Source organism: Enterococcus sp. DIV0876 (assembly GCF_050529585.1).
Lineage (GTDB): Bacteria > Bacillota > Bacilli > Lactobacillales > Enterococcaceae > Enterococcus_D.
In genome coordinates, this window is sequence record NZ_CP172882.1 from 1,525,282 (window position 1) to 1,538,111 (window position 12,830).

The window sequence follows — 12,830 nt, forward strand, 5'->3', positions numbered from 1 at the left end:
TATGTTTATACATCAATATTTATTTGTATTTTATTTTATCATTTTTTTGTAATGATTATGAGAATGCTCTCATTTGATGGATTTTAAGAAATCATAGATAATGAATTTGTAAAGAAATGAACGTTTTTTTACCTAGGAGGGAGTTCAATGAAAAAGAAACATATTTACCTTTTTGTGTTGCTCAGTTTAGTTGCAATGTTTCTGTCTAACATGAAAACTACGATAGAAGTTCATGCCGAACCAGAGCGTTATGCAGGGGAACAAATGTTATTAAATGATGAGATGGCCGAAGTGACCGCATCATATGAAATAAATAATCAGGCGGTCAGGTGGACGATTCAATATAGCAAAAAAGATGCGGCAGAGCAACAGCAGTTAAAAATTGCTGTTTCCCCGTTACCTGGATTGTCGGCTATCAGTGGCTTAAGTCAATTGTCCACTACCGGAGATTGGTTTATTTTAAGTGATTTTGATGATGCAACTACAGGTGAGATTACCTTTGAAACATCATTAAATGAAGATAAGGCAGACGAAGACTATGGGTTATCTATTTCTTTGCAAAGGGATCTGAAAGTTAGTGAAGACGATAACATCGTACTGCACGAAAATGTTTTAGATGCCAGCAGTGCTGCAACTCAGCAAGTGTTGATAGACGCGAATCATCTTGCTTTTGTGAAGAATACAGATGCTACTGGGAACAACAGCACAGAAAACACTGAAACATCGGAAACAGAAGCAAGTACAGAAATGAGTCCTACAGATTCAGATACGGACGATACAAATACATCCACAGACGATGTCACGAAGGAGGAAGCAATACAAAACAATCAAAGTATCTCACCTCGCGTGGAAACATCAGGAGGGCAAGGATCGTTGGTGATCAGTGACAAGATTTTTAATGATCCAGCCAATATGACAGTCAGCGTTCAAGGAACAGAAACCTATCTTATTACCCGCAAAGATAGTAGCACTGAACGGATAAACTATGACAGTAATGAAGACAATCTAAATTATGTTTATACGAACTATCTGGAAGGCTCGGGTAAAGTGAATATCCAATTCGGTACGGGAAAAAATAAGACTTATTTATCGAATGTGGTAGTCGAAGTCAATTATCCGGCGGTAGGTTATATTATCAACCAAAGCGGAGAGCTCATTCCAATCGGCGCTACGTTGACCATTCAAAATATTCAGCGTTCCCCATCCCCCACGACATGGACAGGATATCCATTTGCACAACCATCAATTGATTTGGCCACGAATCTATATTCTGGGATGGTTTTAAATGGAATCAGCGCAGCGGACTTCAGCTTTGTTTTTACTGATCCATCTGGAAAAGCTGTTGATTTTTCAAATTTGACAAATCCTTTTATGACCTTTAGTTCATTGAATGGTTATGGCACTCCTGATTCTGATGGATTTGCTCATCAATCAGAATTTGTTCGCGCAACTGACGACCGTGAAGGCACTGTTACAGCTGACACGATCATCAAAAAAGGAACCGTAAGCACCCCAAGTGATCAAAATTTTGAACTAAAATTTGAAAATGTCTATTATGGTACCAGCAATGATTTCACTGATTATCTTGGCGGTGAGACGTATAACAATTCCTCTGTCAGTTTTGCGTTGATTAGGGAAAAAAATACATTTCAAATCGGAACGGGGGGCGGCGCAGGTCACCGAGGATGGTTCACTTTCGCAAGCGCCGCAATCACTCCAGTAAAACAAGAAGCCCCAGCTAAAACGGTGCAACCATTAAATCAATATCAAGCGGATGATGATTGGTACAGTCCGAGTGGAGAGGCTTCTGGATGGGCACAGCGGTTTTACAACGATCTGGATCGTTACGGCGTAGATGATACTCCCCAAAATCCATGGGATCTTTTAGAACAATACCGGGTAACTGGACATGATGCAGATAAGCCTGAAGAACTAGCTGCTGGTGTTCCCCAAAAAGCAGATCGGTTTGTTGAAAAAGGCAAAGAATATTTCTATTATATCAATCAACCTACGATCAATCTGGTTTCTGAAGGCTTGGTCATGCCAACAGGCTATCAAATAACAGATACCCTTCCAGATGGTATTGAATTTGTGGCAGCAGAGCTCTTTGATTTAACAGGTGAATCTTTGGGCACTTTGGTGTCATCAACTAAAGGTAAGATTTTGACCTTCGATCTGGACGAAAGTCAAGTCGCAAAGATCAATACACAATCGAAAGATCCGAATTACTATGGCGGCGATTTTTCCATCCGAATCAGGTTCCGTGTGAGTGAGGATGCAACCAGCAATCCGATCAACAATACGGCGAGCTCGACGTTTAGTTATCCAAATGGCGTGTCCTATGATCAAAATTCTAATGCCGTTCAAATCAAAGTGAAAACGATCGCTGGCAGAATCGAAATCAAAAAAACAGACCTTTTTGGTGATGATCAACCCGTAGAAGGGACAGAGTTTAGTCTTTATAAATTTGATGGCTCTAGTGACGACAATAAAGGCGATCTATTCGGCAGGTCAAAACAGACCATAGCAGGAAAAACCCTCGTATTCGAAGATCTTCCAATCGGACGCTATGTATTGTCGGAAACCGGTACAGTGGGCAAGTTTGTTAGTGAAGGAGACTTTTACTTTGAAATCACTGAAGCTGGCGACACTGTTTGGCAAGACGAAAGCGGCGATCCATTGGCGATTCAGCCAGAAGGTGTATTAACGATTACCAATACCAAAGGGTACGATTTGACATTGCTAAAAACTGATGAAGTTGGAAATAAGTTGCAAGGGGCAAGGTTTACATTGAGTGGAGAGGATTTGACAGACACTATTGAAGTGACATCGACTGATTCTGGCAGTATTTCTTTTACTGATGGTATTCTGCAAGCTGGTAAGACATACATCTTGACAGAAATCGAGGCGCCATCTGGCTATTTTATCAGCGCTGAGGGACCTTGGACCATTTCGATCTCTGAAGACGGTAGGCAAGCGGAAATCAAGACGAAAGATGGCGTCAGCACCGATTTGGTTGTTACGATAGACGATGTTGATCCGGATGCGTATTACCCAATCACAGGTCCGAGTGGATTCTCAATCGAAAACTATCCTAAAATCCCGCTTCCCGCTACCGGTGGTCCGGGGATTTGGCCATACTTTTTGGTTGGTGGATTCATCATCAGTGGGGTATTCGTGAGAAGAAGGACAGTGTTTGCAAAAGGAGGACGACATTAAGATGAAACGTATGATGAAGTATCCTATTTTGTTGTTATTCCTCGTTTTAGGTTTTTTATCTATATCTGAGCTGACGGCAAATGCAGCAAGTACAGATACACAGAATATCTTGCTTCATAAGCGGATTTTCCGCGATCGCGATTATACGGAGCAATTTGATGATGCCAAATACCAAAATACTGGTGATATTGTCAGCGGCGCCAGTCATAACAATAGTGAAATGCTGACGTTGTCTAGAGGTTTGAATGGCGCAACCTTCGCTTTGCTAGATACAACCGATTACTACTATGCGAAAGTAGCTGAGGTTGGACAAGAACAAGCGTCTAAAGATTTGAATGAAAAATTGACCCGCACATTGGTCAGAAAACACTTAGTGGAAGGTGAATACAATTTCACGATCGAGGATGATTTTCCAGAGGTATCGATCGTTGATTCTGGCACGACCGCACCTTCGTCTGAACTGCCTGCTTCGATCGATCAATCGGAATTTGAAGACGAAAATGGCTTCTTATATTTTGAGAACGTACCTAAGAGGTCAAATGGGCAACATGCTGTTTATATGATTGTTGAGACTGCTGTGGATGACCAAGGAAACGTGGATCTGCAGAAATGGGCTTCTAAAATGATGATTTCCTTTCCTGTGATGCGTGATACAGGAGAAGAGTTTGATGCAGAGATATTACATTTGTATCCCAAAAATCTAGGCTATGTTCGAGATCCATGGTTTATGAAACTAGGACGTAATGTAAATGGAGAGTATGCGCCTCTAGAAGGTACTGAATTCGTTTTTTATCGTTTGAATGAGGCAGGAGAAAGAGAATACTTTATTCCCGATTTGACTGAAGATATGAGTATGAATCATGAATGGATCTCTGGAATCGAAGCTGATAGTCAAGGCAATGCTGTATATGATAGTTTAATCGAAAATGGCATTCATATCTATCGATCAAGCGAATACGGCATCGTATCGATGGATGGTGTCTTGGTCCCAAGCGGTACCTATTATTTTGAAGAGGTCAAAACCGTGCCTGGATATTTGCCAACAGCAGAAACCTTCCAAATCAAAGTTGAGATTCCATCAAGTTGGTGGAATGAAGAATCAAATGATTATCAGCCTGTACTCGTCAACGGACAAGCCATGGCCGAACCTGAGCCAGATTGGGCAACCGTCTTTGCAGATGGTTTTGACTTTGATAAAGCCTTAGAAGCTGCTTACATCAACGAACCTGGGTATACAGGAGATGGTTTACCCTATGTTTACAACGATGAAACACCTCTGTTTGAAAAAAGCTTGATGGAGAACAAACAAGACTTTGCTTATGGTGAGATCATCAATTATCAAATCAATACTTGGATTCCTCTCTTTCCTGAATTCTATCAATATGTCACGATCAATGATTATTCGGATGGGAGTTTAGCGATGGTTCCTGATTCGATCAAGGTAAGAATTGGGGATGATCAAACCTATATAACAGCAGATGAGCAAGCTCGAATGATGGATTTGGTCATTCTACCTGAAAACGTCGGCTTCACTGCTACGCTGAACTTAGACTATTTTACAGAAAACTATGCCTATAGAGGACAAGAAATGGTGATCGAGTACCAAATGTATATTGTTGAGGGTGCGGCGGCTGATCAACCGTTAGATAATAATGCGGTCTTCTCCTTTAAACATTCAGATTACGATTATGAAGAGATCACAGAAAAGAAAACAGTGTATACTGGTGGGCGGAAATTTATCAAAGTTGATATCGATGATCCAACCAAAATGTTGTCTAACGCACAATTTGTTATTCAAAATGACAATAACCAATATATGACAATCATAGATGGCACTATCACATGGTTGGATGATTCATCCGAAGCACTTGTCATGACATCTGATGAGTCGGGGCACTTCGAAATCCAAGGATTGAACTATGGAGACTATCAATTGGTTGAAACAAAAGCACCAGAAAATTATCAATTATTAAAAGACCCAGTGACTTTTACAATTGAACAAAATAGCTATCAACTAAACGATGAAGCAACGATTGCATTGGCTGTAGGAAACAAGACTTCTACAACGAACGACCCAGGGAACGGGCCAGATGATCCCTCTACGGACGATACCAAAGGATCTGGATTTTTGCCGCAAACTGGAGAGATCACAAATATCTTCTTAGTTGTATTGGGATCAATCCTCGTATGGCTAGGTGTGAAATATTATAGAAAAAACCTGCAGAATTAATTCATTGTCATCAAGGCGTGATAGGTTGTACCAATCGAACCCAATTGAAAAAGATCAGCATTGAGTGAAGGAGGAAGAAAAATGAAAAAAATATTGATGGTTGTATTAAGTGTCGTAATGGGTGTCCTATTAAATTCCAATTGGATGCCAATTGCACACGCAGAGGATAATGGGGAAAATGAAGAAACAGTTGAATTTATCCTGCATAAATTACAAGGAACAAATAATAGCGAGCTGGTACAGAACACTGGTAAAGAACTAGATGCAGAACTTTTCTATGGTGAGGAAGGTGAAATGATTCCATTAGCGGGTGTGACTTTCACAGCATTCGATCTATCCGACTTGTTTTATGAATTACGCAGTGATACAGACACGTATCCTACAGCTGAATCGGTCATTGAATATTTGAATGATCAACAATTTACAGTAAATGAATTGGGTCAGTTGGTAAATTCAGGAAACCATGTATTTAAAGAAACTTCTGTTGATGAAGGAACGACTACTGACAGTGGTCAAGTCATTTTTGACTTACCAGCCACTCATGGCAAGAATCAAGGGAAAATCTATGTATTTGTCGAAACAGCTGCGCCGGCCGAAGTTACCACGAAAGCACAGGCTTTGATCGTGGGATTGCCAGTTCTTGATGAGAACGGTCAACCATTAGAAACGATCCATTTGTATCCAAAGAACTTTTTGTCTTATGGTGCATTGGAAGGAAATAAAGTGGTGCAAGTCATCACTGATGGTGAAGTCAGTCATACACCACTAGCAAACGCAGAATTTTACATTCATCAAGCAGGTACAGATTTTGTGTTGGGTGAAACACTTGTCTTATCTAAGTTAGAAAACGGTGTGAGAACATGGGTTGCGCAAAACGCGGAGAATGCTGAAATTTTCACGACAAATGAAGCTGGCAAACTAAATATAACTGATCTAGCCCAAGGTGATTATCTATTGAGTGAGATTTCGACTTCTTTCGATGGGAATACAACGGCGTTGAACAACTCGGTCGTCAATGTTCCATTTCGTATCTCAGCAAACGTAACAACAGAATTACCCAGCGATTTGATCAATGACGACTTAAATGTTGAAAAAACCAATACTGGATCTAGTTATCAGTATGGTGACTTGGTCGATTATACTGTCGTGGCAGCGATCCCATCAGGTATCGCAGATGAAGACAGATACACAAAATTCATTATTACAGATGAGCATCATGCAGACTTATTATTGGTTGAATCTAGTTTAACAATTGAAGCAGATGGACAGAAAATTCCTAATGATGCGTATACTTTAATAAGTTCTGGTCATACATTTACAATTGAATTTAAGAATCCAGCTCATTCATTAGGTGACTACGCGAATCAATTATTGACGATCAACTATCAAATGATGGTGACGACATCAGCAATTCCGGATACAAATATGAATAATACAGTAACAGTTACAACCGATTGGGATGAAGAGACAGATACTGGCGAGGATGTGTTTACCGGTGGAAGACGATTTGTCAAAATCGATGGGCATAGCAAGGCTACCCTTAGCGGTGCAGTGTTTTATATCACAAATCAAGATGGAGCTTATTTAGTCGAAACAACCGACGGGTACGATTGGTCTACTGATAGTTCGTCTGAAAACATGGTTCAATTGACCTCAGATGAAGAAGGTATCTTTGAAATCAAAGGTTTGGCCTATGGTACCTATTATTTATATGAAACCAGTGTATCTTCAGAGGAATATATTTTACCGACAGAGGGCTTCGAGTTTGAAGTAACGAAACATTCATATCAAACAACAGAAGCGCTTGCTGCCGACAGTCAAGAAATCGAAAACTACACGAAGGGCTTTTTACCAGCTACTGGGGGAATGGGAATCATCCTATTCTTACTATTGGGTAGTTTAACCATGGGCGGTACGGTTTATTGGTTGAAAAAAGCGTAATAAATAATGCGTAAAGGGGGCAGGTATGATGAAAAAAAAGAGACCTGGGAAAATGACCAAACAAAGAAAGAAACAAGTGATCGCTAGTTTCATCTTTCTGATTGGTTTAGCGATTTTCACCTATCCTTTTTATCAAAATGCCTTCTCTCAATATCTGGACCAGCAGATCATTCGCCAGTTTCAAAAAGAGAGTGCAGCTAAGAATGAAGCGGAGCTAGCGGAATTAAAGGCTGAAATGGCGGCTGAAAACGAACGAAAACAAGCGGAAACCGATTTATTGGCAAAAGAATTGGCTGCAGCTGAAGCTTTATTAGCCACACAAACAGCTGTGGATGAAAACAACACCCAAGATTATTTTGTTCAACATACGCTTGGTGTTTTGACCATCCCTGCCATCAATGGTGAGATGCCAATTTATGACCAAGGAACTGAAGCTTTTCTAAGCAAAGGGGCGTCTTTGCTAAATGGGTCATCATTGCCTGTCGGTGGCAAGAGCACGCATGCAGTAATCATGGCCCATCGCGGCATGCCTGAAGCAGAATTATTCTCGAAACTCCCACAAGTCAAAGAAGGCGATCTTTTCTTTATCGATATCAATGGCGAAACGTTGGCCTATGAAGTCGATCAAATCAAAATCATTGAGCCAACTGATATCGATGACCTACTGATTGTACCGGATGAAGATTATGTGACCTTGATGACTTGTACCCCGTATATGGTCAATTCTCATCGTTATTTAGTCCGAGGCAAGCGCACAGACTATCTAGAAGAACATGCCCAATTGAAAAACGACGTCCGTTGGAAAACGTGGCTCATGATCATTGGCACGATTCTGGCGATTCTCTTGACGGCTGGTTTAGTCGTCTACTATCTGAACCGAAAAAAAACGAAACATCCTGCACCAAAAAAACAACGAAATATCTACGTTGGCAAAACTTCCCCGAATGTCAAATAGAGAAGGTCAAGTGATAGGCAGCCAATTGCCATCACTTGACCTTATTTTTTAGTGGTTCAACAATGTTTTTAGTTGATCAGATAACGCGATGCTTGCAATACTATCATCGAAAGACATCAACGGGTGTTCAATCTCGCCTTTATTCAGCGAGTGAATGACAGCTGCGATCTCTGAATGGAAATCGTCTACATCATAACCAATCTCATAGACATGCTCTTTGCCGTCTTTTGTCAAAATAAGTTTCTTGGGACGGTGGAAATTTGGAATCACGATTTTCCCTGTGCTGCCGATGATTTCTGCCTTTGTATCTTTTGTTATATCAAAACCGGTTTCGATGAATGCTTCAAAATGTTTATTGTAAAAACGGCCGTATACATACGTATCAACACCGTTATCCAAGAGGGTATGATCCAATATTTCGGCGGATAAATCCTTTGGTGCAAAATCTTGAATAAAGGCTAGATTATAGATACCCATATCCAGTAACGCGCCGCCTTGTTCAGGCAAGTAATGATAAGAGGCATGTTCTTTAGGCAAGTAACGTCTGAAAGTCGTTGAAATTTGTTTGATCTCGCCGATTTCGCCTTGTGATACAATTTCTTTCAAGCGTCGGTATGCAGGGGTGAAGCGTGGCTTCATTGCTTCCATAAAAAAGACGTGGGTTTCGATTGCTTTATCTTTCACTGTTCTCATTTGCTCTGCAGTCATCGTCGCGGGTTTTTCGCATAAAACAGCTTTTTTTGCAGTAAATGATTTGATGATCCATTCGAAATGGTATAAATGCGGCAACGCAATGTATACGACATCAATTGCAGGATCATCTAATAGGGCTTGATACTGATCAAACGCTTTTTCGCAAGGGAACTTTTCGCGAAAGGCATTTGCTTTTTCCATTGTTCGACAGGCTACTCCATAAAGTTGTGCATCTTCAACATGTGTTAAGCTTTCAGCAAATCTAGTAGCAATATTGCCGGCACCTATTATACCCCAATTGATCATACTGTCATCTCCTTTAATCTTCTCGAGGATATTCAGATAGAATACCCAGTTCTAGTATTTTTTGTTTTTTTCGCAGTTCCACAATATTTTTTTGGTACTCTTTGGCATACATAATAGCAAATAAAGCATCTAAAATATATTCAAATGCTACTTGGGAAGAAAATGTGCCTACTTTTAGAAAATCCAGCTCATCATGTGATGCGACGATTGTCTGTGTAGCCAATTGATTGATCTTTGCCTTAGGATTGCCTGTGATGACGATCGAGGGGACACCGACAACGGACAAATGCTGCAAAATCTTTTGATACTGCGCACTTTTTCCACGATAAGTAATAAAGATCGCACAATCGTTGGCACACAAATTGGCGGCATTCCACGCATCATCTCCATACTCATCAGCCACTATCAAATATTTATTGATCTTGACTAATTTATTTTGAAAACTACGGGCACGAATCTGGGAATCACCTACTGCAAAGAGGAACACTCTCTGGGCTTTTTCCAAGAGTTGAGCAGTTTGTTCCATTACTTCACTATCAATTTGGGCATGGGTCTTATGAATCGTATTGATGGTCAAGTCTGCCATTTTTTTCAATATCTCCGTCGTTGGATCAGTTGATGCAAATGGAAAGTTTGCATCGACAAATCGTGGATGAAACATTTGGTTATGGGCTATTTCTGCAATCCCTAACCGAAAATTTTTGAAGCCATCATAGCCCATTTTTTTGGCCAAACGAATCACAGAAGAGTGAGACGTATAGGTATGTTTTGCTATTTCGTCTACATTTAGCGAGGGAATGTCTGTGACATTTTGAAGAATATAATCGGCAATTCTTTTCTCCGTATCAGTTAAACCTTCCTGTAAACGTAATTTATCGATCAGTAACATCTAACCACCTCACTTCCTATGATAGCTTAATTCTCATCAAACCAGAAGCGAAAGTTCAGACATCTATAAAAATCTGGTCAAAATGTTCAGACTTTTTTGTTTTTTGCTAAATAGCCTGTTCAAAAAAAACTACTTCAGAAGAAACCCTTTTCATCTAGATCGATCTGGCGAATAATAGGCGTATCAAAAGATTTGGAGGGAAACAATATGTTAACAATTGCTTATATCGGCAATGGAAAAAGTGCCAATCGCTATCATTTACCATTTTCTACAAAACTGAAAGATAAAATCAAGGTCAAAACGATTTACTCTCCCGTTGAAGAGAATAACTGGGCGAGAATCGATGGTGTACATTATACAACAAATATCAATGATATTTACGGAGATCCTGAGATTCAGCTGGTGGTGATCTCTACACCGAGTCATTTGCATTATCCATTAGGGAAAGAAGCCTTGCTTCAAGGCAAAAACGCACTGATCGAAAAACCTTTCGCTGAAACGTCCGCTGAAGCGAGAGAATTATTTGCTTTGGCAAAAGAAAAAGGGTTACTGGTTCAATGTTATCAAAATCGTCGTTTCGATTCAGATTTTTTGACTGTTCAAAAAGTGATCGAAAGCGGGGTACTTGGTGATTTGATTGAAGTGGAAATGCATTACGACTATTTCCGCCCAGAGATTCCCCGCTCCGTGAAGGAATTTTCACTAAATACGAGTTATTTATATGGTCATGCTTGTCACACATTGGATCAAGTCATTTCGTATTTTGGCCGTCCGGATGATGTACATTATGAAGTGAGACAGCTGTTAGGGAAGAACCGTATGAATGATTATTTCGACTTAGATTTGTTTTATGGTCGAATGAAGGTTTCTGTCAAATCAAGTTATTTCCGCTTGAAAGAGCGACCAAGCTTTGTTGTGTATGGTGAAAATGGTGTTTTCGTCAAAGAAACAAAAGACCGGCAAGAAGAACATTTAAAGGCATTTCATATGCCCGACAATGCCGATTTTGGGATCGATTTGCCGCAACACTACGGCACATTGACGTATATTGATCAAGAAGGGGCTTATCACGAAGAAAAAGTTATCTCAGAAATTGGTGATTACAGTCGTGTTTATGAAGGGTTGTACGAATCGATCATCAACGGCAAAGATAAAATCGTCAAAGATGAAGAAACGGTATTGCAGATCGAAATGTTGGAAACTGGTATTCAACAAATCCAAAAAGGGTAAAGGAGCGTTTATAGAATGGATAAATTTATTGGGATTTTTGAAGAAAAATTAACACCCATTGCAATGAAATTAGATGGAAATCGTTACTTGTCAGCCATCAAAAATAGTTTTATGGCTACGATGCCATTATTGATCATTGGTTCATTCTTTATCCTTTTTGCCAACCTACCGATTCCAGCCTATACCTCCTTCATGGAGAATACGCTAGGGGAAGGATGGCAACGGTTCTTCACTGTACCAAATGATATTTCGATGAGTATGATGACAATCTATGTAGTCATAGGTATTGCCAACGATTTGGCCCATACGTATAAAATCGATCGCATCGGTGCCATTTTTTCTGCATTGGCAGCATTTTTAGTATTGACACCTTTGCACACATTCCAAGATGCTGATTTAGGTGTGGGTATCCCATTGTCAAACTTGGGCGCAGCGGGACTATTCGTTGGCATGATCGCCAGCATCTTCGCAGTAGAACTGATTTATTTTGCAGACCGTAAAGGGTGGGTCATCAAAATGCCTGAATCCGTTCCAGCAAATGTATCAAAGTCATTCTCATCTTTAATACCGATTTTAGTTGTGATCGTGGTCTTCAACTTGATTCGGATCGGGTTTGAATTTACCAGTTTCGATAATGCCCAAAGCTTTATTTTTGAAAATCTGCAAACACCTTTGACTCGATTAGGCAGTTCGCTGCCGGCAACGATTATCGTGATGTTGGTCGAAGGCGTTCTATGGGCTTTTGGGATCCATGGTTCAAATATTGTCGGTAGCGTCATGCAGCCGATTTGGCTTTCTCTGACTGCAGAAAATGCCACAGCTGTGGCCAATGGATTAGATATTCCCAATATCGTCAACTATCAGTTTTACTCCAACTTCATTAAAGTTGGCGGCTCAGGTGCAACATTTGGCTTGGTATTGTTACTTTTATTCTTATCAAAATCCAAGCAGTTCAAAGCAGTTGGCAAATTGTCGATCATCCCAGAGATTTTCACCATCAATGAAACGATGATTTTTGGGATTCCAATCGTACTGAACCCTATTTTATTGGTGCCATTTATTTTGACACCGGTCATTATGACACTGATGGCTTACTTTTCGATGAGCAGCGGGTTGGTTCCATTGACGAATGGCGTGAATATTCCATGGACGACACCACCGATCATTTCCGGTTTCTTAGTGTCTGGGTGGAAAGGGGCTGTCTTGAATATCGTTCAAATCCTGGTTTCAGCAGGTGTCTACTACCCATTCTTCAAAACGGCAGACAAATTGGCTTATGATACGGAACAGGCAAATGAACAATTGGAACAGCAAGCAAAAAATAATACACGATTTACTGAACAAGGAATTGTAGAAAAAGGATGATT

General features: G+C 40.3%; 8 protein-coding genes. 6 read left to right on the forward strand and 2 right to left on the reverse strand.

Annotated features, from left to right (window positions below; translation table 11 throughout):
* Positions 1–147 precede the first annotated feature (147 nt).
* From IGI41_RS07045 to IGI41_RS07060, 4 genes are all read left to right on the forward strand, one after another.
* Positions 148–3,219, forward strand: coding sequence for an MSCRAMM family protein (locus IGI41_RS07045; protein WP_430612598.1), 3,072 nt, complete (start codon positions 148–150; stop codon positions 3,217–3,219).
* Between the two features lies 1 nt (position 3,220).
* The gene (locus IGI41_RS07050) at positions 3,221–5,449 is read left to right on the forward strand and encodes a pilin N-terminal domain-containing protein (RefSeq protein WP_430612600.1); all 2,229 of its coding nucleotides are present in this window, start codon (positions 3,221–3,223) and stop codon (positions 5,447–5,449) included.
* Positions 5,450–5,530: 81 nt separating this feature from the next.
* Entirely contained in the window at positions 5,531–7,390 is a 1,860-nt protein-coding gene (locus IGI41_RS07055; RefSeq protein ID WP_430612602.1) for a pilin N-terminal domain-containing protein, read from the forward strand.
* A 28-nt stretch (positions 7,391–7,418) separates the two neighbouring features.
* On the forward strand, positions 7,419–8,345 hold the full coding sequence (locus IGI41_RS07060; protein ID WP_430612604.1) for a class C sortase: 927 nt from the start codon (positions 7,419–7,421) through the stop codon (positions 8,343–8,345).
* 48 nt (positions 8,346–8,393) lie between these two features.
* Here the strand turns inward: IGI41_RS07060 and IGI41_RS07065 are convergent, their stop codons facing one another.
* Together IGI41_RS07065 and IGI41_RS07070 are read right to left on the reverse strand one after the other, a co-directional pair.
* Positions 8,394–9,344 carry a Gfo/Idh/MocA family protein gene (locus IGI41_RS07065; protein ID WP_430612606.1) on the reverse strand — a complete coding sequence of 317 codons (951 nt, stop codon included), beginning with the start codon at positions 9,342–9,344 and terminating at the stop codon, positions 8,394–8,396.
* 13 nt (positions 9,345–9,357) lie between these two features.
* Positions 9,358–10,233: a MurR/RpiR family transcriptional regulator gene (locus tag IGI41_RS07070; protein WP_430612608.1), complete on the reverse strand. Its 876-nt coding sequence runs from the start codon at positions 10,231–10,233 to the stop codon at positions 9,358–9,360.
* Between the two features lie 207 nt (positions 10,234–10,440).
* Between IGI41_RS07070 and IGI41_RS07075 the strand changes: the two genes are divergently transcribed.
* Together IGI41_RS07075 and IGI41_RS07080 are read left to right on the forward strand one after the other, a co-directional pair.
* Positions 10,441–11,463: a Gfo/Idh/MocA family oxidoreductase gene (locus IGI41_RS07075; protein WP_430612610.1), complete on the forward strand. Its 1,023-nt coding sequence runs from the start codon at positions 10,441–10,443 to the stop codon at positions 11,461–11,463.
* Positions 11,464–11,478: 15 nt separating this feature from the next.
* Positions 11,479–12,828 (forward strand): PTS sugar transporter subunit IIC, encoded by a 1,350-nt coding sequence (locus IGI41_RS07080; RefSeq protein ID WP_430612612.1) that lies wholly within the window; start codon positions 11,479–11,481, stop codon positions 12,826–12,828.
* Positions 12,829–12,830 lie beyond the last annotated feature (2 nt).